The sequence below is a fragment of the Caulobacter segnis genome (assembly GCF_023935105.1).
GTDB classification, from domain to species: domain Bacteria; phylum Pseudomonadota; class Alphaproteobacteria; order Caulobacterales; family Caulobacteraceae; genus Caulobacter; species Caulobacter segnis_B.
Window position 1 is genome coordinate 907,087 of the sequence record NZ_CP096040.1, and the last position, 22,872, is coordinate 929,958.

The window sequence follows — 22,872 nt, forward strand, 5'->3', positions numbered from 1 at the left end:
CTTCCCATGCGTCTCGCCCTCGCCCTGACCGCCAGCCTGTCGATCCTGGCGAGCGCGGCGCACGCCCAGAGCGCCTACGACGCCGTGGATCCGTTCATCGGCACGGGCGGCGAGGGCCACACCTTTCCCGGCGCGGTGGTCCCGTTCGGCATGGTGCAGCTGAGCCCCGACACCGACATCCTGCCGTTCAAGCAGAGCTACGCCCGCGCCGCCGGCTACCGGTTCGGCGACCCGACCATCCTGGGCTTCTCGCACACCCACTTCTCCGGCGCGGGCCACTCGGACCTCGGCGACATCCTGCTGACGCCGGTCAGCGGCGAGGCGAAACTGGAGCCGGGCGAGGCCGACAAGCCGGGCTCGGGCTATCGCTCGCGCTACAGCCACGACACCGAGGTCGCCCAGCCGGGCTACTACGCCGTGACCCTGAGCGACAGCCGCGTCCACGCCGAGTTGACGGCGGGCCTGCGCACCGGCCTGCACCGCTACACGTTCCAGAAGGGCGACCGAGCCCAGGTGCTGATCGACCTGCGCAGCTCGATCTACAACTATCCGGGCAAGGTGCTGTGGTCGCGGCTGCGGGTGGCCCCCGACGGCACGGTCACCGGCTATCGCGAGACGCGCGGCTGGGCCCCGGGCCGCAAGCTCTATTTCGCCATCCGCTTCGACAAGCCGCTGGTCGGCCAGGCCTTCCACAACCGCGAGGCGGACGTGCCCTATAAGGGCTTCGCCCAACCGGGCCGCACGCCCGAGGATCGCGCCCAGATCCAGGGCCGCGCCCTGGTCGGGGTGTTCGACTTCGGCCAGTTGGACGGCCCGCTGACGGTGAAGGTGGCGCTGTCCTCGGTCAGCGAGGACGGGGCGATCGCCAACCTGGCCAGCGACGAGCCGGGCTTCGACTTCGACGCCCAGCGGGGCCGGGCCAAGGCGGCCTGGGAGACGGCGCTTTCGGCGATCGACATCGAGGCGCCGGCGCCGATGAAGAAGACCCTCTACACGGCGCTCTACCACACCCTGCTGGCCCCCAGTGTCTTCGCCGACGCCGACGGACGCTATCGCGGGCCAGACGACCAGGTGCATGCGGGACAGCTGGATGGCCGGCCGTTCACCTTCCACTCGACCTTCTCGCTGTGGGACACCTTCCGGGCCGAGCATCCGCTGCTGACCCTGGTCCAGCCGGCCGACTACACCAACGACGTGGTCAATTCGCTGATCGCCTCGCAGCGCCAGAGCCCCTACGGCATCCTGCCGGTCTGGCAGTTCCACGGTCAGGAGACCTGGACGATGATCGGCTACCACGCCGTCCCGGTCATCGCCGACGCCTGGATGAAGGGCATCCGGGGCTACGACGGCAAGGCGGCCCTGGACGCCATGGTCAAGAGCGCGACCTACGCCCCTTACGGCGGCCTCGGCGACTACATGAAGCTTGGCTACGTCCCGATCGACAAGGAGCCCGAGGCGGCCTCCAAGACGGTGGAGTACGCCTATGACGACTGGACCATCGCCAAGGTGGCGGCCGACCTGGGCCAGGGCGAGATCGCCAAGACCTTCGAGAGGCGAGCGTCCTACTGGCGCAACAGCTTCGACCTGAAGACCGGCTTCCTGCGGGCCCGCAAATCGGACGGCGCCTATCGCGAGCCGTTCGACCCGACCGCCATCAACTACGGCTCGGACTACACCGAGGGCAACGCCTGGCAATATTCGTGGTTCGCGCCGCAGGACCTGGGCGGGGTGGTCAAGGCGCTGGGCGGCGACGCGGCGACGGTCAGGAAGCTGGACGCCATGTTCGACTTCGACAATTCCAAGATCGACTATTCGCACGCCGAGGACATCGCCGGCCTGATCGGCCAGTACATCCACGGCAACGAGCCCAGCCACCACGTGGCCTATCTGTACGACTACGCCGGCGCGCCGTGGCGCACTCAGGCCCGGCTGACCCAGATCGTGAACAGCCAGTACAAGCCGACCCCCGACGGGCTGTCGGGCAATGACGACCTGGGCCAGATGTCGGCCTGGCTGATGTTCACGGCGCTGGGCTTCTATCCCGTCACCCCGGCCTCGAACGAATACGCCATCGGCCGGCCGTTCGTGGAGCGGGCGGCGCTGAACCTGCCGAACGGCAAGCGCTTCACGGTGCGGGCGGCCGGACTGTCGGAGGCCGCGCCCTACGTCGGCAAGGTCACCCTGAACGGCAAGCCGCTGACCCGCGCCTACCTCCGGCACGACGAGATCGTCGCCGGCGGCGAGCTGGTCTTCACGATGAGCGCGACGCCGAACAAGACCTGGGCGACGAAGCCGGCCGATCGCCCGGCCTCGATGACGCCGTACCGCTAGTTCGGCTGAGTCGGCTGGGCTGGCGGGGCCGGAACCAGCGCCGGCGGCGGCGCGGCGGCCTCTTCCAGCTCCGACGCGGCGCGGGCGAACTCGGCGGCGAGCGTCTCGTAATAGCCGTTGCGCGGATCGGGCTGCAGTTCGACCACCGGATCGGGCAGCAGCCAGTCGAAGTCGCGGACCGCCAGCGTCTGGTGGGCCGTGACCATGAAGCGCCGCCACAGGGTGGCCGGGATGTCGCCGCCGACGATCCGGTTCATCGGCTTCTCGTCGTCGTTGCCGACCCAGACGCCGGTCACATAGTCGGGGGTGAAGCCGACGAACCAGGCGTCGCGCCAGTTCTGGCTGGTGCCGGTCTTGCCCGCCGCCGGGCGGTCGAAGGCGGCGCGCTTGCCCGTGCCGTCGGTGATCACCTTCTGCATCATCCGCACCATCATGCTGGCGTTGCCAACATCGTAGACCCGGCGCTCGCCGACCGGGGGCTGATGGGCGTAGAGCGGGTGGCCGCCCTGGGTCGAGATCGACTCGATCAGATAGGGCTCAACGCGCACGCCGCCCTGCTGGAAGACCTGGAAGCCCGAGGTCAGCTGCAGCAGCGTCACCTCGTACGAACCCAGGGCCACCGACAGGTCCGGCGCGGGCGGCAGGCTGGTGATCCCGAAGCGCCGCACCAGGTCGCCGATCGCCGCCCCGTCGACCTCCTGGCCCAGCTTCACGGCCACGGTGTTGGTCGAGGTGATCAGGGCCTGCTCGACGGTCATCGGCCCGGCATAGCCGCCGCCATAGTTCTCGGGCGCCCAGTCGCCGATCTTGATCGGCTCGTCGACGCGGATGTCGGTGGGCAGCACGCCGCGCTCGATGGCGGCGGCGTAGATGAACGGCTTGAACGACGAGCCGGGCTGGCGGCGGGCCTGGACGGCGCGATTGAACGGGCTCTCGACATAGCTGGTCCCGCCGACCATGGCGCGGATGGCGCCGTCGGCCCCCAGCGACAGCAGCGCCGCCTGGCTGGCGCCGGATCGGGCGGCCTCGGTGGCCATGGTCTGGCGCACGGCCTCGGCGCCTTCGCGCTGCAGGGCCGGATCGACGGTCAGGCGCACCACCAGGTCCGGGGCGTTCTGGCCGGCGACCTTGACGGCCTCGGCGGTGGCGTAGTCCAGCACCCAGCCGTAGTCGCCCTCGTCCTGCAGGGCCAGGCCGGACAGCCGAGGGGGATCCTCCAGCGCCTCGCGTTCCTGCGCGGCGGTGATCCAGCCCTCCTTGCGCATATTGGCCAGGATCAGGTGCGAGCGGGTCAGGGCGCGCTGCATGTCCTTGTTGAGGGCCAGGCGCGAGGGGGCCTTGGGCAGGCTGGCCAGCAGCGCGGCCTCGGACACGGTCAGCTGGCTGGCGGGCTTGTCGAAATAGGTCTGGGCCGCGCCGTCGATGCCGTAGGTGCCGGCCCCGAAATAGATGCGGTTCAGATAGAGCTCGAGGATCTCGTCCTTGGACAGCACCTGCTCCAGCCGCCAGGCCAGCAGCATCTCCTGCAGCTTGCGCTTGACCACCCGGTCCGGGGTCAGGAACAGACCCTTGGCCAGCTGCTGGGTCAGGGTCGAGGCCCCCTGCACGGTCCGTCCGGCCCGCCAGTTGACCCAGGCGGCCCGGGCGATGCCCGGAACGTCGATCGGGCCGTGCTCGTAGAACCGCCGGTCCTCGGCGGCCAGGAAGGCGCGGGAGACGTGCGGCGGCAGCTCGGCGACGGTGATGCGTCGGCCATAGCGCGGGCCGCGGGTGGCGATCACCTGGCCGTAGCGGTCCTCGAAGCGGATGCCCGGCGCGCGGTTGACGGCGAACAGCGCCTGGCGCGAGGGCAGGGACGGCGTGTCCTTCAGATAGGTCTTCCAGACATAGTACGACCCGGCCCCCGCCGTGATCAGGCCCAGCAGCAGCATGGCCGCCAGCCCGCCCAGGATCCACGACCACAGGCGCGACTTTTTGCGGGCGGCGGCCTGCTTCAGGTCGGCGCGAAACGGCGCTTCCGGCGGGGCCGGAGGGGGGCTTTCTTCGGGGGCGGGCGTCCAGTCGGTCACGATCTTGGGTCAGGCTCCATTTGGTCGCCAACGCGATCGGGTTTAGGACGGCGCCATGACGCTACGCAAACCTTTCTGGGAGACCAAGACGCTCTCCGAGATGACCGTGCCCGAATGGGAGAGCCTGTGCGACGGCTGCGGTCTGTGCTGCCTGGTCCGGTTCGAGGACGAGGACACCGGCGAGATCATCCCGACGCGGGTGCACTGCCAGCTGTTCGACGAGCATCTCTGCCGCTGCAAGGACTATCCGAACCGCAAGAAGACGGTGCCGGACTGCATCAAGCTGACGCCGTACAATATCGAGGAGCTGGAGTGGATGCCGCCCTCCTGCGCCTATCGACGGCTGCACGAGGGCAAGGACCTGCCGCTGTGGCATCCGCTGATCACCGGCGATCCGAACAGCACCCACAAGGCCGGGATCTCGGTGCGCGACCAGACGGTGTCCGAGCTCAGCTTCGTGGACGCCGAGGACGCCATGGACTTCGTCGCGACCGACCTGATGCGCGACCGGGGGGACGACCCCTACGAGCCGGAAGGCGAGGACTGACTAGGCCGGGTCCCACCGCTTCTTCGGCGGCGGAGGCGGGGCGCCCGGGTTGACCAACACCGGCCACCGGGCAAGGGCGAAGATCCAGAGCCCGACGAACAGGCAGCCCGGAATCAGGCCCAGCAGCACCCAGGCGGGGTGCAAGCCGGCGCGCTTGAGAATGATCGCCGCCGGAATGCCGAACAGCGCCAGCACGAACAGGACGATGAACCAGTGGAGGGGGCCGAACGACGCCATGCGTCAATGGAACCCGAAACGCGTACGCTTGCAATCGTCGATTGAGGACTTGCCGGCGACGCGGGTCTCCCCATTTTCGGTGAAGCTTTCACCGGAGCCGCCGCATGACGCTTCTGATCGCCGCCCTGATCGGACTCCTGGCCCTGACCGCCTCGCGTGACCCGGGCGGTCGGCTGTGGCGGAGGCTAGTCGAGGCGCCGGCGCGGGCGCTGAGCGGCCTGACCTGGCGGCACGTGGCCGTGGTCGCCCTCTCGCTGGTTTTCCTGCAACTGTTCGCCCAGCTGGCCATGCCGCATCTGGCGGTGGTTCTGGCGGTCGACGTCGTCGGCTGGATCGACGTGCTCGCCGCGACCCTGATCGTCACGCGGCTGCTGCCCGGATGGCGGGCGCTGAAGGTGGCTGTCCGCCGCGGTCTGGTGACGGCCCATCGGGTTCGCCCCCGCGCGCCGCGCGCCCGAAGGATTCGGCGTCCGGACGCCAAGCCTTCGGACGATCCCGACCCGGCGGGTTGGGCCCCGGCCTTCGCCTGATGTCCAGACACAGAAAAAGCCGGCCCGCGATGCGCGGAGCCGGCTTTTCGTCGCCCTTACGGCGAGAAGGGTGCTTAGGCCTTCTTGCCGGTGAAACCGGCGAACTTGGCGTTGAAGCGCGAGACGCGGCCGCCACGGTCCATCAGCTGGGCGTTGCCGCCCGTCCACGCCGGGTGGGTGCGCGGGTCGATGTCCAGGGCCAGGGTCGCGCCTTCCTTGCCGTAGGTCGAACGGGTTTGATAGTTCGAGCCATCCGTCAGGGTGACGGTGATGAAGTGGTAGTCGGGGTGAATGTCTTGTTTCATGGCGGCGATCCAGTCCGACTAAGCCGGCGAGTGTGAATTTGGGTAAGCGCCATCCAGCACGCGCGGGGTGGCCCTCGAAGACGGGCGGCTATAAAGAACCCGCGCGATTTTGGCAAGGGACTGTTGATGACTGACGCGAACGCCGGCGAGCCAAAGGCCGATGGCCGCCCCGGCGCGGGAGCCGAACTGGTTCAGGGCATGGCCGAGGCCAAGGCCCGGCGGCCCCGCCGCAAGGACATCCGTCCGCTGGTCCACCTGCTGCCGTTCGTCAAGGCGCACAAGGGCGACGGGTTCGCCGCCGCCTTCTTCCTGCTGTTCTCGACGGGCGCGACCCTGGGGCTGACCGCCGCCTTCAAGGAAGTGATCGACCACGGATTCGCCAAGGGCGCGGGCGGCGAGATCAACAGCGCGTTCCTGGGCCTGGGCGCGGTGGCCATGGTGCTGGCGATCGCCACGGCCCTGCGATTCTTCTTCATCACCCGCCTGGGCGAGCGGGTCGTGGCCGATGTGCGCCGCGCGCTCTATGGTCACACCCTGGGCCTGGACCAGCAGTATTTCCTCAAGACCCGCACCGGCGAGGTGCTGTCGCGCCTGACCACGGACGTCTCGCTGATCGAGCAACTGGTCGGCGCCTCGGCCTCGATCGCCCTGCGCAACATCCTCAGCCTAGTCGGCGGCCTCGGCTACATGGCGCTGGTTTCGCCCAAGCTGGCCGGCTTCATCGTCCTGATGGTGCCGGTGATCCTGGCCCCGATGTTCCTGGTCGGCCGCCGCGTGCGCAAGCTGACGGTCACGGCGCAGGACAGGTTCGCCGACGCCGTCGGCTATGCCGGCGAGAGCCTGGACGCCTTGGAGACGGTGCAGGCCTTCGGCCGCGAGAAGGCTTCGGCCGGGCGCTTCGGCGGCGCGGTGGAAGAGGCCTACAAGGCCTCGGTCCGCCGGATCACGACGCGGGCCAGCATGACCGCGATGGTCATCACCCTGGCCTTCGGCGGCGTCACCCTGCTGCTGTGGACCGGCGCGCGTCTCGTCCTGGCCGGCGAGATGACCGGCGGCACCCTGGCCCAGTTCGCCATGCTGGCCGTGATGGCCGCCGGCTCGATCGGGGCCCTGGGCGAGGTGTGGGGCGACGTCCAGAAGGCCTCCGGCGCGATGGACCGCATCGCCGAGCTGCTGAACGCCAGGCCGGACATCGCCGCGCCGCCGGCGCCGACGACCCTGCCGGTCCCGGCCCGGGGCGAGATCGCCTTCGACAATGTGGTCTTCGCCTATCCCGGCCGTCCGGACCTGCCGGCGCTGAACGGCTTCGACCTCTCCGTGAAGCCCGGCGAGACGGTGGCTCTGGTCGGCCCCTCGGGGGCGGGCAAGAGCACGGTGTTGCGCCTGCTGCTGCGCTTCTACGACCCGCAGGGCGGCGGCATCCGGCTGGACGGCGTCGACCTGCGCGACGCCGCGCCGGAAGAGGTGCGGGCGCGAATGGCCCTGGTGGCCCAGGACTCGCCGCTGTTCTCGGGCTCGGCCCTGGACAACATCCGCTTCGGCCGCGAGGACGCCACCGTGGACGAGGTCAAGGCCGCCGCCGAGGCCGCCCAGGCCGCCGGCTTCCTCTCGGCCCTGCCGCAAGGCTTCGACACTCCGGTCGGCGAGCGCGCCAAGACCCTGTCCGGCGGCCAGCGCCAGCGCCTGGCCATCGCCCGCGCCCTGGTTCGCGGGGCGCCCATCCTCCTGCTGGACGAGGCCACCAGCGCCCTCGACGCCGAGAGCGAGCGCCTGGTCCAGCAGGCCCTCGCCACCGCCATGGAAGGTCGCACCACGCTGGTGATCGCCCACCGTCTGGCCACCGTGCTCAAGGCCGACCGGATCGTGGTCATGGACTCGGGCCGGGTGGTCGAGCAGGGCACCCACGCCGAACTCTTCGCCAAGGGCGGCCTCTACGCCCGCCTCGCCAGCCTGCAGTTCGGGGGCGAGGCGGCATGAGGTCTAAAGCGGATCGACATTCAGCAACCCAGCTCGGCTCCTACCCCATTCCCCGTCTCCCCGGCGAAAGCCGGGGCCCAGAGTCATCCAGAGAGGTTGGGGCTGACGCGCCTTTCGCCTCGCCATCCAGGTGAACGCCCGAGGGTTCGATCTGGGCCCCGGCCTTCGCCGGGGAGGGCGGATTTTTGGAAACTCAAAGCTGAATGTCGATTGGCCCTACACGCCCTGCTCGCGCTTGATGACGTCGACATGCTGCAGCTGCAGGCGCAGGGCCTTGATGGCCGGATCATCCTTCGAGGGGCCGTTCGGCTGGGCCTGGGCCCAGTCCAGCAGGACCTCCAGCGCATCGCCGATGCGCCCGATCTGACGGCCGTAGCTGCCGACCTCGGTCAGCACCCGGCTCTCGACTTCGGGCGCCGCCGACTGGCCCAGGTTGACGGTGAACAGGCTGATGTCGCCGAATGTCCAGCTCCACGGATTGATGGTCTGGCTCAGCTGACGCGGGGCGAGGGAGACTTGGAACGCGCTGGGCATGGGAAGTCCTCCAGGGGGAGGCTCCAGCATGCGGCCGGCGTCCTTCTAGCGCCGGCCAAAAACACCGCTTTCAGGTGAAAAGGCCTACTTCGCCAGATCCGCTGGCGTGGTCGGCTCGCTGATCACGCGTTCCATGGCTTTCCAGCGAGCGTCTTGCGACTTGCCGGCGCGATCGACGTGGGCGCGGACCATGTCCTGGCCGATGTTGTAGTTGATCACGTACGACCGGTAGGTCTCGATGAAGGCCACCCGCTTCTCGGCGGCGCCGCGCGAATACAGGCCGTACTTCATCAGCGCCAGGACGGCCTGCTCCTTGGTCATCTTGCCGCCGAGGTAAAGCGCCGCCACGGTGTTGCCGCTGCTGGACAGGGCCGCCTTGGCGTCCTGCAGCTCGCCATAGGCCTTGGCGGTCTTGGGATCCAGGCCGGCCAGGGGATACAGCTTGTCACGCTCGAAGTCGGTCTTGGCCTGGCCGGGGAAGGCCAGCTCGATGCCGAAATTGGCCGAGCCCTCGGCGATCAGCGACTGCGGCGAGAACAGCGGATAGACCGAGAACTCCACCCAGCCCTTGCCCTTTGTCAGCTTCTCTTCCAGCAGGGCGTTCAGCACGTGGTGGCCGGGATAGCCCTCGTGACAGCCCAGGTCCAAGGCGCGACTGATGTAGATCGGCAGGTCGGTGTTGATCTGGATGACGCTGTGGGCACCGCCCTTGTACCAGTTGTAGCCGCTCCAGGGCTTCTTGGTGACGAACTCCAGGTCGAAGCGTTCGCCGGCGGGCAGCTTTATATGTTGCTCGGTCTTGGCCTTGCACGCGGCGATGCCGGCCTGCATCACGGCCTCGACCTTGTCGGTCGGGATCACGTACTTGGTCTGGAAGGCGTCGACCCGGGCGGCCAGATCGCCCTTGCCGGGGACCAGCTTGTCGATGCGGGCCAGGATCGGATCGTAGCTCTTGAGCGGCTTGATGGCCGGGCGGACGCCGAACAGCCCCTGGGCCTCGTCCTGGAAGCTGAACGTGTCGCCGGCGATCATGGCCAGGCGGGTCTGGGCGGCCTTGAGCTGGCCTTTCAGGAACAGCTTGCGGCGGCGCTGGTCGGCGTCGAGGTCCTTGTTCGGAACCTTGGCCAGCAGCAGTTGCAGGCGGTCGGCCTCCTTGCGCAGCACCGAGACCGGACGAGGCGCCAGCTTGGCGGCGCGCTGATATTCCTCGGGCCCGTAATAGGCGTCGACATAGCCGGGCTCACGCTCGCCCGCCTCCAGGGTCAGGCGGACGAAGTCGACGGCGACCCTGTCCAGCAGCTCGGAGCCGGGCGAGGCCAGGGCGGGGGCGGCCAGGGTCACGGCGGCGAGAACCACCAGCGAGGCGGCGGCGTGACGGATCTTCATCGGCTTTTCCCGGCCAGCTTCGAAAGGCGGCACGCTGCACCGTCTCGCCCCCGTTCGGCAATATCGCGGGAGGGATTTTCCCTCGGTCAGCCGCGGGCGGCGACCGCCAGGGCCGGGAAGTCGCTGAACACACCGTCGACGCCCGCGGCGTACAGGGCCTTGAACACCGGGGTCACGTCGCCGTGCTGGGCCAGGAAGGCCGGGCTCTGGGCGTCGCCCCGCCGCAGGGGGGCGGGCAGGAAATAGTTTTCGGCGCGCACGGTCCACGGATGGACGGCCAGTCCGGCGGCGTGGGCGTTCTTCACCAGGTCCGTGGCCGGCAGCAGCACCTGGCCGTCGTTGGGGACCACCAGGTTCCAGTTCGGACCCAGGCCATCGGCGTAGACCGCGACGTCCTTCAGGCCCTGGGCGGTGATCAGGTCGGCGTACTTGACGCCCAGCAGGTCGGCTGGCCCGCCCTCGCCATCGACCAGCAGCACGAGGCGCGCGGCGGTCTTGGCCTTCAGGCGCTTCAGCGTGCCGACCTCGAAACACTGCACGAACACCGGGGCGGTCGCCGCGTTCAGGTCCAGGGCCTTCAGCTTGGCGACCAGGCGGTCCTCGGTCGGCAGGCCGATCGAGGCGAAGTAGGTGGGGTGTTTCAGCTCGGGATAGACGCCGATCGTCCGGCCCGTGCGCTGGGTGCCGGCGCGGGCGATGGCCACGACCTCCTCGAAGGTCAGGATCTGGGCCTGACCGTCGAAGGCGGCGCTGGTCGGACGCAGCTGCGGCAGCCGCTCACGGGCCCGCAGGGTCTTGATCTCGGCCAGGGTGAAGTCCTCGGTGAACCAGCCGCTGATCTGCTGGCCATCGATCGTCTTGGTCGCCTTGCGGTCGGCGAACTCGGGCCGCTTGGCGACGTCGGTCGTGCCGCCGATCTCGTTCTCGTGGCGGGCGACCAGGTGACCGTCCTTGGTCGGGACCAGGTCCGGCTCGATGAAGTTCGCGCCCTGCTCGATGGCGCGATCGTATGACAGGGCCGTATGCTCGGGCCGCTCACCGCTGCAGCCGCGATGGCCGATGACGATGGGTTGCCGGGGGATGGCGCGGGCGAGGCCGGGCAGCAGCGTGCCGGCGAGCGCGGCGGTGGTCATGGCGCGACGAGTGAGCAGGGTCATGGGCGCGGATTTAGCGCCCGGATGTGACGGTTTGGCGAGGGCTTTTCACGCCCCCGCCGCAACAGTCGTTAAGCCGCCCGCAGTCGTTCCAGGATCAGCGGGTAGAGGTCCTGGTTGCTGGCCAGGATCGACTTGCCCTGCACCACGTCGTGGTCGTTCTCGTCGATCGTCGTGACCTTGCCGCCCGACTCCTGGATCATCAGCACGCCGGCGGCGACGTCCCACGGATTGAGGTTGCGCTCCCAATAGGCGTCGAAGCGGCCGGCGGCGACCCAGGCCAGGTCGAGGGCGGCCGAGCCGAAGCGGCGCACGCCGGCGACCTTCTGGCTGACCTGGTGCAGCTCCTTCAGGAACTGGCCGTGGCCCGGCTTGCCGGCGAACGGCACGCCGGTGGCCAGGACGCTCTCGTCCAGGTGACGGCGCGCCGCGACGCGGAGGCGCTTCTCGGCGCCCAGGAACGCGCCCTTGCCCTTTTCGACCCAGAACAGGTCGTGGGTGATTGGGTTGTAGGTGACGCCGGCGACGACGCCCTCGCCCTCGCGCTGCAGGGCGATGTTGACCGCGAAGTGCGGAATGGCGTGCATGAAGTTGGTGGTGCCGTCCAGCGGGTCGACGATCCAGGTATGGGTCTTGTCGGTGCCCTCGATCATGCCGCGTTCCTCGCCCAGGAACGAGTAGCCCGGACGCGCCTTGGTCAGGATCTCGAACAGGGTCTGTTCGGCCTTGATGTCGGCGTTGGTGACGAAGTCGGCCGCGCCCTTCTTGGAGACCTGCAGTTCGGTGACTTCGCCGAAGTCGCGAGCCAGGCCACGGGCGGCTTTCCGGGCCGCGTCGATCATGACGTTCAGGAGGGCGGAAGGCGTGGCCACGGGCGGACTATCCTCAATGAAAGCCGTCGACGCCCGCCGGAAAGTCCGGCGGCGGAACGGTAGGTCGACGGTGTGAAAGAACGGGCGCGGAACCTAGTCGTCCATAGGCGGGAAAGCAAGTTGGCCCTCCGCGCCCGCTCGATCCCTACGGCAGCTCCACCTTCGGCAGGGTGTCCTTGCTCTCGCAGACCAACTTGCCCGCCTTGCCGACCGCGCCGGAGATGTCCTCGATCTTGGCCTCCTTGCGCCAGCCCTTGGGCAGGCCCTTGGAGCCGTCGAAGTCCATGCCGAGGTCCATCCATTTGTCGGCCGCGCAGTCCAGGGCGAAGACCAGGATCGGGCCCTTGCTGGCCGGCCAGTTCTTGTAGGGGCCGTTGGCCTTGCCTTCGGCGATGCGGGTGACGATCAGGCCGGTGGACTGGTCGACGCGGGTGAAGTCCGCGTCGTAATAGGTCTTGGTCTCGCCTGGCGCGAGTTTCCAGGTTTCGGCGGTCGCGGCCGTCGAGACGGCCAGGACCGGTACGCTAAGCAAACACACTACGAGCCGCTTCATGTTCGCGTCTCCCCCTTATCGTTGTTCGCTGGGGAGAGACGCTATGCCTGTGTGCGGCGCGTCACAATATCGCCTTTATTCGACGCTCAGCGCCCGGCCAGGCCCTCGGCGATCGCCGCGTTCAGAGCCGCGACGGCGGCGTCGGGACCTTGCGGATGGGCCCATACTCCGGCCGAGACGGCCAGGAAGTCGGCGCCCGCCGTCGCCAGGGGCGCGGCGTTGGCGGCGGTGATCCCGCCGATGGCGACGCACGGGACCTCCATCGTCTCCTGCCAGATGGTCAGGATCTCGGGCTCGGCGGTGGTCGGGGCGTCCTTGGTCGTGGTCGGGAAGAAGGCCCCGAAGGCGACATAGTCGGCCCCGGCCTCGGCGGCCTCCATGGCCAGGTGCCGGCTGTCATGGCAGGTCACGCCGACCATGCGCTCGCCCATCAGCTTGCGGGCGTCGCGATAGGCCATGTCCGACTGGCCGACATGAACGCCGTCGACCGGCAGGCGGGCGGCCAGGTCGGGACGGTCGTTCAGGATCACCGCCACGTCGCGGGCCTGGGCGATCGGCGCCAGGGCGTCGACGGCGGCCTTGACCATGTCATCCGGCGCGTCCTTCAGGCGAATCTGCAGAGCGGCCACGTCGCCGCCATCCAGCGCCTTGGCCAACTGGCGGCCGAAACCGGCCAGGTCGTCCAGGGCGGGTGGGGTGATCAGGTAGAGGCGGCAAGAAAGCGTCATGGGCCGGGCTTTAAGCCAAATCGGGAACCAGTGCGACCTCTAGCCGCTGCTAACCAGAGTGAGAGTCAGTTGCAAAGTCCGTTGAGACCAGCTAGATGAGAATGACACTCAATCGGGTAGGGCGTTCGTTCCTTGTACGTCTGCAACTGTAACGGCATCCGCGAGCGCGAAGTGCGCGCCGCCATCGACGCGGGGGCGACACGGCCCGCCGAGATCTTTCGTCACAAGGGCTGCCAGGCCCAGTGCGCGAAGTGCGTCTGCGAGATGCGCCAGATGATCCAGGAAAACCGCGAAGCCCTCGCATTCGCGGCCGAGTAACGGCCGAAAAGTCGGTAAATCCGGCCATCGCGAAGCACTCTCACGCTTTTCTGTGAAAGCGCGAAACACTCGCACACATTCAGGTTGAAGCCCGTTCCGGCTTGCCTCAGGTTCCCGCCGAACACGTGAACTCAAGGAGGCCGCCATGCAGGGCGATCCCGGCATCATCCGACTGCTCAACGCGGTGCTCACCAACGAGTTGACGGCGGTCAACCAGTACTTCCTGCATGCGCGGATGTACGACAACTGGGGCTTCAAGCGCCTCGGCAAGATCACCTATGACGAGTCCATTGGCGAGATGAAGCACGCCGACATGCTCATCAACCGCATCCTGTTCCTGGAGGGCCTGCCCAACCTGCAGGACCTGCACAAGCTCAAGATCGGCGAGACCGTGCCGGAGTGCCTGAACAGCGACCTGCAGGTCGAGCTGGCCGGCCGCGAGACCCTGATCCCGGGCATCGTCCAGTGCGAACAGGCCCGCGACTATGTCAGCCGCGAGCTGCTGCGCGTGATCCTCAGCGACACCGAGGAGCACATCGACTTCCTGGAGATGCAGCTGGGCCTGGTGAAGTCGCTGGGCGAGCAGAACTACCTGCAGTCGGCCGTGGGCGAACTGCCGGCCTAGGGCCAGTCGACATTCAGCTTTGAGTTTCCAAAATCCGCTCTCCCCGGCGAAAGCCGGGGCCCAGATCGAACCCTCGGGGGTTCATCGGGGATAGCGAGGCGAAAAGGCGCGTCAGCCTCAACCTCTCTGGATGAATCTGGGCCCCGGCTTTCGCCGGGGAAACGGGGAATGGGGTGGCAATCGCGTTGCTGAATGTCGATCCGCTCTAGAGCGTCGGACATGAAATCGGAATCGAAGGGATTCCAGGTTTGCGCGAAGCATGATTCACCGTGGTTGGAGGTGGATCATGGGCAAGAGCTATTCGGGTGATCTTCGAGATCGGATCATTGGCTACGTCAGCGCCGGTGGATCACGTCGTGGTGCGGCCAAGCACTTTGGGGTCAGCAACAGTTGCGCGGTGAAGCTGCTGGCGCGGGTGGAGCAGACGGGCTCTTGTGCGCCAGCGCGCCAGGGACGGCCGCCGGGAGACGGCAAGCTGGCGGCGCATCGGTCGTTCCTGATCGAACAGGTCGAAGCCAAGCCGGATATCACCCTGCCGCAACTGGCGGCCTTGCTGGAGGCGCAACGCGGGGTGAGCGCGGATCCCAGTTCGCTGTCGCGGGCGCTTCGCGCGGCTGGGTTCACATATAAAAAAAGCCCTGATGGCCTCGGAGCGCGCACGCGAAGCGGTGCGTGAACGGCGCAGGGAGTGGATCGAGCACCGCCAGCCCGTCATGCGCCAGCAGCCGGCGCGGCTGGTGTTCATTGACGAGACGGCGGTCACCACCAAGATGACCCGGCTGCGCGGCCGCAGCCTGCGCGGTAAGCGCCTGGCGGCCGATGCGCCCTTCGGCCACTGGAGAACCCAGACCTTCATCGCTGGCCTGCGATGCGCGCAGCTGACCGCGCCCTGGGTGCTCGATGGCCCGATGAACCGCGACGCCTTCGACGCCTATGTCGAGACCCAGCTAGCGCCGACGCTCAGCCCCGGTGACGTCGTGGTTCTCGACAACCTCGCCGCCCACAAGGGACCAAGAGCCGTCCAGGCCCTCAAGGCGCGGGGAGCCTGGTTCCTGTTCCTCCCGCCCTACTCGCCCGACCTCAACCCGATCGAGATGGCCTTCTCAAAGCTAAAAGCCCATCTGCGCGGCGCCTGCGCTCGCACCTTCGACGACCTCTGGAGGGCCGTCGGCGACATCTGCAGCCTCTACGAGCCCCAAGAGTGCTGGAACTACTTCAAGGCCGCTGGCTATGCGTCACATTAAACGCACGATGCTCTAGAGTGGTCGTTCCATGAAGACGCGGAGGCTCTCGTCGAGTCCCCGCGCCAGATGTTTGCGTCGGATCTCCATGAGGTCTGGCGCTAGTTTTTTGTCGTCGAGGTCGGCGAAGCCCAGGCGTCGGTACCAGGGCGCGTTCCACGGCACGTCGCGGAAGGTCGACAGCGTCAGGCGAGCCAGGCCGTCCGCCCGCGCCCGCTCGGCCACGGCCTCGATCAGGCCCGCGCCGATGCGCCGGCCCGCGAAGGCCGGCAGCACGTCGATCTGCTCGATATAGAGACCGTCTCCCACGGGGCGGAACATCACGAACGCCGCCAGGACGCCGTCCGTCTCGGCGACCAGCAGGCCGCGGATCGCGATGCGCGCGGCCAGCACCGGGGCGGGCGAGGGCTCGTCTTCGGCCAGGGCGTCCATCAGGCCGATGAAGCGCTGGGCCGAGGCGCGCTCCAGCGCGCGCAAGGCCTCGATCTCGGATGTCAGGGCGGGGCGAATGGCGAGGGTCACGCCGCCATGCTGGCCCGAACCGCTCCTCAAGGCCAGGAGGGGAGCGCCAAGCGGATCAGGCGGCGCGCGAGGCGGAGCTGGACGCGCCGGAGGGAATGTCGAACCGCTTGACCAGTTCGCCGAGGCGGGCGGCCTCGCCCTTCAGCGAGTGGGCGGCGGCGGTGGTCTCCTCCACCATGGCCGCGTTCTGCTGGGTCATCTGATCCATCTGGTTGACGGCGGTGTTGACCTCGCGAAGCCCGGTCGCCTGTTCCTGGGCCGCCGTGGCGATCTCGGCCACCAGAGTCGAGATCTCGCTGACGCGGGTGATGATGTTGCCCAGCGCGACGCCCGACTGGTCGACCAGGGCGACGCCGACATCGACCTTGGCGGTGGTGGCGTTGATCAGAACCTTGATCTCTCGGGCGGCGTCGGCCGAACGCTGGGCCAGGGCGCGAACTTCCTGGGCGACGACCGCGAACCCCTTGCCGCTGTCGCCGGCGCGGGCGGCCTCGACCCCCGCGTTCAGCGCTAGGAGGTTGGTCTGGAAGGCGATCTCGTCGATCACCCCGATGATGCGACCGATCTGCGCCGACGCCTCCTCGATCTCGCGCACGGCGGCGACGGCGTCGCGCACCGAGGCCTCGGTCGAGCGAGCCTCGTCGCGGGCGACGTCGACCATCTGGTTGGCCTTGACCGCGCCGTCGGCGGCCTGACGCACCGCGCTGGTGATCTGGCCAAGGGCCGCGGCGGTCTCTTCCAGGCTGGCGGCCTGTTGCTCCGTGCGGCGGGAAAGATCGTCGGCGGCCTGGGCGATCTCGGCCGCCCCGCAATCGACGCCGCGCGAGGCGCCGCCGATGTCGCCCATAGTGGCGTTCAGGGTCTGGGCGGTGGTGTTGAAATCCTGGCGCAGGCGCTCGTAGTCCGAGGCGAAGGCGTTGGTCAGGCGCACGCCCACCTGGCCGTCGGCCAGGCGGCGCAGGCCGTCGGCCAGGCCGTCCAGCGCCTCGCGGCGGCTTTCCTCTTCCGACCGGCGATCGGCCTCGACGGCGGCGCGCTGGCGGTCGGCGTCGCCGCGCGATCGTTCGTCGCGTTCGCGCAACGACTGGCGCTCCAGCAGGCTCTCGCGGAAGACGGCGATGGCCTTGGCCATCTCGCCCAGTTCGTCCTTGCGGTCGGCGAACGGCACGGCGGCGGCGTAGTCGTCATTGGCCAGGCCCGCCATGTAGCGCGTGATCGCCTGCACCGGCCGCACCACGGCGCGGCGCATGGCCCAGACACCGCCGCCGATCACGGCGCCCAACAGCAGCATCAGGCCCGCCGTCAGCGACAGGTCGGTCACCTGGCGATGGTGGGCGTCGGCCTCGACGGCGGCGTTGCCGGCGGCGATGACCGGCACGGCCTTGTCGACGGCGGCGCGGTGGGCGGCGTAGGCGCTGGACATCTCGGCATAGGCGGCGTCGGCGGCGGCTTGATCCTTGGCCTCCAGCGCCGCGACCAACTTGCGGGCGGCGGCCCGCACCCGCAGGGCGGCGACGTCGGAATCGCGCAGCAGGGTCTGGGTCACCTCGGGCGACAGGGTCTGCTTGCGCCAGTAGACGAGGCGGGCGTCGTACTCGCCCGACAGCCGGTCGATCTCCTTGGCCGCGTCGGCGATCTTGTCCGGCGTGCGGGTCAGATAGGCGGTCTGGGCGTCGAGATAGGTCTCGATCACGTACATCGGTGGCGGCAGGATGTCGGCCGTCAGGTCCTTGCCCGCGACGATCTCGTCATAGAGCGGACCACCGATGCGCTGGCTGGAGATGGCCTTCCACGAGCCGGCGGCCAGAAGGATCAGGCCGACCGTCAGCGCGGCGCCGAACAGATTCATCGCCCCGGATAACTTCAGGCGCATGGCTTCGTCCCCCGACACACCACTCGAACAAGAAACTTGCGCGAAGGTCTGCTCTCTTGATGAAGCACACCTTAACCGCGATTACGGGTGCTGCTCAGATTGGGGAATTTGATCGCGATCAGGATCCCCGGAAATACAGCGTCGCGGCGTGGCGGCCGGGCGGCGTCAGGCCGCGCGCGCGCCGAGCCGGCCATGGCCTCGCGAAACGGGCGCCTGAACGGCCTCGCCGGTCTTGAAGCGTTTCATCAGGTCGGACAGCTCGTGAGCCTCGGTGCGCAGATTGGCCGCGGCGGCGGTGGTCTCCTCGACCATGGCCGCGTTCTGCTGGGTCACCTGGTCCATCTGGTTGATGGCGCCGTTGACCTGATTGAGGCCGGTGGCCTGCTCCTGCGACGAGCGGGCGATCTCCGAGATCAGGCCGTCGATCTCGCCGACCTTGCCGACGATGCCGTCCAGCGACGCGCCGCTTTCGCCGACCAGCTTCACGCCGCGATCGACCTGGGCGGTGGAGTTGGCGATCAGGGTCTTGATCTCCTTGGCGGCGTCGGCTGAGCGCTGGGCCAGGGCCCGCACCTCTTGCGCCACGACCGCGAAGCCACGGCCGGCCTCGCCGGCGCGGGCCGCTTCCACGCCCGCATTGAGGGCCAGGAGGTTCGTCTGAAAGGCGATCTCGTCGATCACGCCGATGATCTGGCCGATCTGGGCCGAGGATTTCTCGATCTCGCCCATGGCCGCGACGGCCTGCTGGACGACCGCGCCGGAACGGCCTGCGTCCACGCGGGCGGCCGAGGCGGCCTCCGAGGCGCGGCGAGCGCCTTCGGCGCTGCGCACCACGGTGGCGGTGATCTCGTCCAGGGCGGCGGCGGTCTCTTCCAGGCTGGCGGCCTGCTGTTCGGTGCGGCGGGCCAGGTCGTCCGAGGCGTAGGACACCTCGTCGATGCCGGCCTGCATGGTGGTGGTGCGTTGCGTGATGGTCGAGACGGTGTCGCGCAGGCAGTCGATGGCGGTGTTGAAGTCGGCCTTGATCTGCGCGTAGCGCGGATCCATCGCCGTCTCGATGTGCGCGCTGACGTCGCCGCGCGCCAGGCGGCCCAGGCCCTCGGCCAGCACCGCGACCACGTTGTTGTCCTGGTCGGCCTTCTTGCGGGCGGCCTCGGCGGCGGCGCGCTCCAGCTCGACCTGGGTTATGTCCGAGGCGAACTTGATGACCTTCACCGGCTTGCCGGCCTTGTCGAAGATCGGATTGTAGGAGGCCTGGATCCAGATTTCCGCGCCGCCCTTGCCCAGGCGCTTGAACTTGTCCGAGAAGAATTCGCCGGCGTTCAGGCGACGCCAGAACTCGCGGTAGTCGCCGCTCGACCCATAGTCGCTCTCTACGAACAGGCTGTGATGGCGGCCCTGGATCTCGGGAAGGCCGTAGCCCAGCGTCTTCAGGAAATTGTCGTTGGCCGTGATGATCGTGCCGTCGAGATTGAACTCGATGACCGCCTGGCTGCGGTGAATGGCGGCGATGACCGCTTCCATTTCGGCGATTTTGCTGGCGGCCTTGCTGTCGTCCTGACGCGCCCGGAAGAAGGACATCGGCGATTTCCCCTGGCGAAGGTCCCTATTCGGCCCACCACCCTGGCGGTACCGCTTCCTCGCTTTTCGGCAGCAGGTTGCGTATCGAACTGACAAGAGAGCATTAACGCGCGACAGCCGTGGCGCGAGCTTGAGTTTGAGTTTCATCAATGAAAACAGAGCGAACGGCGTTCTCCGGTTTCGAATGACAGTGTCGCGCGTCAACTCGCCACAGGAAGGGAGCCGGAGACAGGTCGCACCTCTCCGGATGTTTTTCGGCTGGCGCCGCGCGCGGATCACGCCATCATGGCCCGAGGTCCCGCCCATGCTGGAACCAAGGCCCAGCTGGACTGTTTGACCTTGCGAGTTCACGAGGGAGTCCCGCCATGCACATCGCCAACGGAAAGTCGCGCGAGCGCGCCCTGGCCGGTCGCGAAGCTTTCGAGCTCGATCATCGCGAGGGGGTCCATCCCGCCGCGCAGGTCGCGGTCGGCGCGGCCCTGGCCGGCGGGGCGATCATCGCGGCGCTCCTGATGGGCCGCCGTCACGAGCGGGCGCTGGACGACGAGATGTACGCCGTCGAGTTCGCCGAAATGCATGAGCCGGTCGCCCACCAACCCAAGCCGCTGACCAGCCTGCTGCTGCCGCCGCTGTTCATCGCCATGACCCTGTCGGGCCTGCGCACCTGGAATGCGCCGTCCAGCCCGGCCCGCACCCGGGCCCTGACGATCTGGAGCCTGGTGCAGGGCTTCAACGCCCTGTGGCTGGGCCTGGGCGCCAAGCGGGTCGGCGGCCAGCTCGGCGCGGCGACGGCGTCGCTGGCGGCTTCGGCGGCCTATGCGCTGGAAGCGCGCAAGGTTGGGGGCGGGTCGGCGCCGGATCTCGGCTGGCTGGGCATCGCCAACGCCCTGACGGCCCAACTGTGGCGCCGTCCGGTGCTGCGCGCCCCGACTCTTCACTAGCCCCCAGGGTTCAGGGGATCCTCAGCGCGCGGTCCAGGCTGAACTGGCCGCCGCCGCGCGCGATCAGGAACAGCAGCAGGCCCGCCCAGGACAGGTGGGTCGGCCAGGCGTCCGGATAGACGAAGATCTCTATCACCGCCGTCATGCCCAGGAACGCCAGGGCCGATAGGCGGGTGAACAGACCCAGCACCACCAGGATCGAGAACAGGTGCTCGGCATAGGTCGCCGCATGCGCCGCCACGACCGGCGGCAGCAGCGGTACGTGGTACTCGCTCTCGAACAGCGCGTAGGTCCCGTCGGTGATGTGCAGGATGCCGTCGACCTTGGTGCGGCCGGACTGAAAGAAGATCGCCGCCACGCCCAGGCGGGTGACGAGGGCGAGGACATCCTCCGTCAGCACCTTGCGGGCGGTCTGGGCGAAGAGGTCGAAGGGCGCGCGAAGCGAGAGAGCGGTCATAGATCGGTTTCCAGGCGGAGGCCGCCGAACACGCCGTCGGCGATCAGGGCGGCGAACAGAGGGGCAAGCGGAACATTCGGGTCGGCCGCCGCCGCGCGTTCGGCGGCTTCGGCGCTGGTCTGGCCCGCGCGACAGGCGCGCAGGAATTCGGTCTCGGCGGCTCCCGCGACGCGGCTTCGCACCGATCCGTCCCGGCGGACCAGCAGCAGGGTCTCGGGTGATCCTGAAAGGTCGAGGTCCTCGCGGCCCTCGCGGGCGGCAAGCCAGAGGCTGGGCAGGCCCGCCTCGAACGCGGCGAAGCGGACGCTGGGATGCAGGGGCAGTCGGGCCCGCGCCAGCTCATCCGGGGGCAGCGCCGCCAGCGTCTCGGCGGTCAGGATGGACGCCTCGGCCGCGAACAGAGCCTCGGTCCACAGGCGGTCGAGGTGCGCGATCCCGGCCAGGTAGGGCAGGTCCTGGGCCGGCGGGAAACGCTCCAGCCAGGCCGGTAAGGCCTCGCCATAGTCCAACAGGGCCCCGCTGGTCGGCGGCGCCTCGCGGGCGAACAGGGCGGCGGCGGCGCGAAACCAGTCCTCGCCGACCATCGACAGCACGGTCGGGAAGTTGGCCGACAGGGCGTCGACGCAGCCCTTGGCGATGGTGTTGCGGTAGACGGCGAGCCCGGCCTGGCCCTCGCCGGGCGTCAGCCAGGGCGAGAGGGCCGAGGGGCTGCCGGCGAGGGCGGCGACGAAGGCGTCCTGGAAATCCAGTAGCTCAGGCATGCGCGGTCTCCAGCGCCGCAAGCTCGGCGGCGGCGCGGTCGCGCTCAGCCATCAGGATCGCGAAGGCGGGGATGTCGTCGTCGCGCTCGATCAGCGTCGGGCGCGGGCCGATCCGGCGGATCAGCCGGCGATAGAGCGCCCAGACGGGCTCGGCCACCGGCGCGCCGTGCGTGTCGATCAGCAAGGCGGAGCCGCCTTCGTCCGGTCCGTGACCCGCCAGGTGAATCTCGCCCACGGACTCGCCGGGAAGGGCGTCCAGATAGGCCTCGGCCGCGTAGCCCAGGTTGCTGGCGCTGACGAAGACGTTGTTGACGTCGACCAGCAGGCCGCAGCCGGTCTTAATCACGAGGGCTTTCAGGAAGTCGACCTCGTCCAGGTCGTGGCCCTGGAGCGGCAGGTAGAGGGAGGGGTTCTCGATCAGCACGCGGCGGCCCAGCGCGTCCTGCATCCGGCCGATGTTGGCGGCGATGCGGGCCAGGGCGGCCTTGGTGCGGGGAAAGGGCAGCAGGTCGGGCTGGTGCGCGCCGCGATGGGTCGACCAGGCCAGGTGCTCGGACACCACGAACGGCTCGAACCGATCGACCAGGCGCTTCAGGGCGAGGAGGTGCGCGGGATCCGGATCGGCGTCGGCGGCCAAGGACAGGCCTACGCCATGCAGCGACAGCGGCCGGCGCGCGCGGACCGCCTCCAGCGCCGCGAGGCGCGGGCCGCCGGCCGACATGTAGTTCTCGGGATGGACCTCGAACCACAGGCCGTCGGCGTCGCTGGCGAGCGCGTCGGCATAGTGCTGGGATTTGAGGCCGAGGCCGGCGGTGGGGGTCATCACGAGGTTCCCAAAACCCGTCTTCCCGGCGAAAGCCGGGACCCAGATCTCAAAGCGTCTGGGCTGATTGGAAGAGCGCCGAGGTTCTAGAACCCACCCCAGCGCTCCTCCATCTGGGCCCCGGCTTTCGCCGGGGAAACGGAAGTTCCGCTACATCTTCGGGGTCAGCGAGCCCATGCCGTTCGGCGTCTTGATCGTGACGCACGTGCCCTTCTTGACCATCTTCCAGGCGTCGCCCTGGTAGTCGACCTTCGAGGTGCCGGCGCACGAGGTGCCCGCGCCGGCCTTGCAGTCGTTCTCGCCAGCCTTGGCGACGCCGTAGCACTTCTCCTGGTCGCCCTTGGACTTCATGTGATCGTCGGCGGAGGCCATCGAGACGCCCGCCGAGAGGGCGAGGACGGCGGCGAGGGCGGCGGTGGTGGTCGTGCGGTTCATGGGGTTTCTCCTTGGAATGGTTTCGCCAAGGCGGTCTTGCTGGCCGCCCGGTCGATCGGAAGTACGAAGCCA

24 protein-coding genes are annotated in these 22,872 nt (G+C 68.7%); 8 read left to right on the plus strand and 16 right to left on the minus strand.

Annotated elements, in window-relative coordinates; genetic code table 11:
* The first annotated feature begins 6 nt into the window (after positions 1-6).
* The gene (locus tag MZV50_RS04525; protein WP_252633209.1) at positions 7-2,331 is read left to right on the plus strand and encodes a GH92 family glycosyl hydrolase; all 2,325 of its coding nucleotides are present in this window, start codon (positions 7-9) and stop codon (positions 2,329-2,331) included.
* On the opposite strand, the gene pbpC is transcribed toward MZV50_RS04525, so the two are convergent.
* On the minus strand, positions 2,328-4,400 hold the full coding sequence (pbpC, locus tag MZV50_RS04530) for a multimodular transpeptidase-transglycosylase PbpC (protein WP_436792206.1): 2,073 nt from the start codon (positions 4,398-4,400) through the stop codon (positions 2,328-2,330). The two genes, MZV50_RS04525 and pbpC, sit on opposite strands and share 4 nt — an antisense overlap.
* Positions 4,401-4,455: 55 nt before the next feature.
* On the opposite strand from pbpC, the gene MZV50_RS04535 reads away from it, so the two are divergent.
* Entirely contained in the window at positions 4,456-4,947 is a 492-nt protein-coding gene (locus MZV50_RS04535; protein ID WP_252633210.1) for a YcgN family cysteine cluster protein, read from the plus strand.
* Here MZV50_RS04535 and MZV50_RS04540 read toward each other — a convergent pair whose 3' ends face one another.
* Positions 4,948-5,184 (minus strand): hypothetical protein, encoded by a 237-nt coding sequence (locus MZV50_RS04540; RefSeq protein ID WP_252633211.1) that lies wholly within the window; start codon positions 5,182-5,184, stop codon positions 4,948-4,950.
* A 104-nt stretch (positions 5,185-5,288) separates the two neighbouring features.
* Here MZV50_RS04540 and MZV50_RS04545 point away from each other — a divergent pair, with 104 nt between their 5' ends.
* Positions 5,289-5,714: a hypothetical protein gene (locus MZV50_RS04545; protein WP_252633212.1), complete on the plus strand. Its 426-nt coding sequence runs from the start codon at positions 5,289-5,291 to the stop codon at positions 5,712-5,714.
* Between the two features lie 74 nt (positions 5,715-5,788).
* On the opposite strand, the gene rpmE is transcribed toward MZV50_RS04545, so the two are convergent.
* Positions 5,789-6,019, minus strand: coding sequence for a 50S ribosomal protein L31 (gene rpmE, locus MZV50_RS04550; protein WP_252633213.1), 231 nt, complete (start codon positions 6,017-6,019; stop codon positions 5,789-5,791).
* A gap of 123 nt (positions 6,020-6,142) precedes the next feature.
* On the opposite strand from rpmE, the gene MZV50_RS04555 reads away from it, so the two are divergent.
* Positions 6,143-7,996 (plus strand): ABC transporter transmembrane domain-containing protein, encoded by a 1,854-nt coding sequence (locus MZV50_RS04555; protein WP_252633214.1) that lies wholly within the window; start codon positions 6,143-6,145, stop codon positions 7,994-7,996.
* Positions 7,997-8,212: 216 nt separating this feature from the next.
* On the opposite strand, the gene MZV50_RS04560 is transcribed toward MZV50_RS04555, so the two are convergent.
* From MZV50_RS04560 to thiE, 6 genes are all read right to left on the minus strand, one after another.
* On the minus strand, positions 8,213-8,530 hold the full coding sequence (locus MZV50_RS04560) for a hypothetical protein (protein ID WP_252633215.1): 318 nt from the start codon (positions 8,528-8,530) through the stop codon (positions 8,213-8,215).
* Positions 8,531-8,614: 84 nt separating this feature from the next.
* The gene (locus MZV50_RS04565) at positions 8,615-9,916 is read right to left on the minus strand and encodes a hypothetical protein (protein ID WP_252633216.1); all 1,302 of its coding nucleotides are present in this window, start codon (positions 9,914-9,916) and stop codon (positions 8,615-8,617) included.
* An 86-nt stretch (positions 9,917-10,002) separates the two neighbouring features.
* A complete protein-coding gene (locus tag MZV50_RS04570) occupies positions 10,003-11,073 on the minus strand; it encodes a glycerophosphodiester phosphodiesterase (RefSeq protein ID WP_252633217.1) in 1,071 nt (356 codons plus the stop codon).
* A gap of 68 nt (positions 11,074-11,141) precedes the next feature.
* Complete coding sequence (locus MZV50_RS04575; RefSeq protein WP_252633218.1) at positions 11,142-11,942, minus strand: inositol monophosphatase family protein; 801 nt, start codon at positions 11,940-11,942, stop codon at positions 11,142-11,144.
* A gap of 145 nt (positions 11,943-12,087) precedes the next feature.
* Positions 12,088-12,495 (minus strand): hypothetical protein, encoded by a 408-nt coding sequence (locus MZV50_RS04580; RefSeq protein WP_252633219.1) that lies wholly within the window; start codon positions 12,493-12,495, stop codon positions 12,088-12,090.
* Positions 12,496-12,581: 86 nt separating this feature from the next.
* Positions 12,582-13,223, minus strand: a complete 642-nt coding sequence (thiE, locus tag MZV50_RS04585) for a thiamine phosphate synthase (RefSeq protein ID WP_252633220.1) — start codon at positions 13,221-13,223, stop codon at positions 12,582-12,584.
* 132 nt (positions 13,224-13,355) lie between these two features.
* Between thiE and MZV50_RS04590 the strand changes: the two genes are divergently transcribed.
* The 3 genes from MZV50_RS04590 (at position 13,356) to MZV50_RS04600 (ending at position 15,410) form a co-directional block, all read left to right on the plus strand.
* The gene (locus tag MZV50_RS04590) at positions 13,356-13,541 is read left to right on the plus strand and encodes a (2Fe-2S)-binding protein (RefSeq protein ID WP_223393076.1); all 186 of its coding nucleotides are present in this window, start codon (positions 13,356-13,358) and stop codon (positions 13,539-13,541) included.
* Between the two features lie 145 nt (positions 13,542-13,686).
* A complete protein-coding gene (bfr, locus tag MZV50_RS04595) occupies positions 13,687-14,166 on the plus strand; it encodes a bacterioferritin (RefSeq protein WP_223393077.1) in 480 nt (159 codons plus the stop codon).
* Positions 14,167-14,452: 286 nt separating this feature from the next.
* A protein-coding gene (locus MZV50_RS04600) for an IS630 family transposase (RefSeq protein WP_252629765.1) occupies positions 14,453-15,410 on the plus strand; the annotation gives its coding sequence in 2 pieces (ribosomal slippage) (positions 14,453-14,778 and positions 14,777-15,410; 960 coding nt in all).
* Between the two features lie 12 nt (positions 15,411-15,422).
* On the opposite strand, the gene MZV50_RS04605 is transcribed toward MZV50_RS04600, so the two are convergent.
* The 3 genes from MZV50_RS04605 to MZV50_RS04615 form a co-directional block, all read right to left on the minus strand.
* Entirely contained in the window at positions 15,423-15,929 is a 507-nt protein-coding gene (locus MZV50_RS04605; protein ID WP_252633221.1) for a GNAT family N-acetyltransferase, read from the minus strand.
* A gap of 55 nt (positions 15,930-15,984) precedes the next feature.
* The gene (locus MZV50_RS04610; RefSeq protein ID WP_252633222.1) at positions 15,985-17,802 is read right to left on the minus strand and encodes a methyl-accepting chemotaxis protein; all 1,818 of its coding nucleotides are present in this window, start codon (positions 17,800-17,802) and stop codon (positions 15,985-15,987) included.
* Between the two features lie 165 nt (positions 17,803-17,967).
* On the minus strand, positions 17,968-19,383 hold the full coding sequence (locus MZV50_RS04615; protein ID WP_252633223.1) for a methyl-accepting chemotaxis protein: 1,416 nt from the start codon (positions 19,381-19,383) through the stop codon (positions 17,968-17,970).
* A gap of 365 nt (positions 19,384-19,748) precedes the next feature.
* Here MZV50_RS04615 and MZV50_RS04620 point away from each other — a divergent pair, with 365 nt between their 5' ends.
* A complete protein-coding gene (locus tag MZV50_RS04620) occupies positions 19,749-20,324 on the plus strand; it encodes a tryptophan-rich sensory protein (RefSeq protein ID WP_252633224.1) in 576 nt (191 codons plus the stop codon).
* A 10-nt stretch (positions 20,325-20,334) separates the two neighbouring features.
* On the opposite strand, the gene MZV50_RS04625 is transcribed toward MZV50_RS04620, so the two are convergent.
* From MZV50_RS04625 to MZV50_RS04640, 4 genes are all read right to left on the minus strand, one after another.
* The gene (locus MZV50_RS04625; protein ID WP_252633225.1) at positions 20,335-20,781 is read right to left on the minus strand and encodes a DoxX family protein; all 447 of its coding nucleotides are present in this window, start codon (positions 20,779-20,781) and stop codon (positions 20,335-20,337) included.
* On the minus strand, positions 20,778-21,542 hold the full coding sequence (locus tag MZV50_RS04630; protein ID WP_252633226.1) for an HvfC/BufC N-terminal domain-containing protein: 765 nt from the start codon (positions 21,540-21,542) through the stop codon (positions 20,778-20,780). The genes MZV50_RS04625 and MZV50_RS04630 overlap by 4 nt, the downstream gene beginning before the upstream one ends.
* A complete protein-coding gene (bufB, locus tag MZV50_RS04635) occupies positions 21,535-22,365 on the minus strand; it encodes an MNIO family bufferin maturase (protein WP_252633227.1) in 831 nt (276 codons plus the stop codon). Before bufB ends, MZV50_RS04630 begins: the two co-directional genes overlap by 8 nt.
* A gap of 150 nt (positions 22,366-22,515) precedes the next feature.
* Positions 22,516-22,800, minus strand: coding sequence for a BufA1 family periplasmic bufferin-type metallophore (locus tag MZV50_RS04640; protein WP_252633228.1), 285 nt, complete (start codon positions 22,798-22,800; stop codon positions 22,516-22,518).
* Positions 22,801-22,872: the final 72 nt, after the last annotated feature.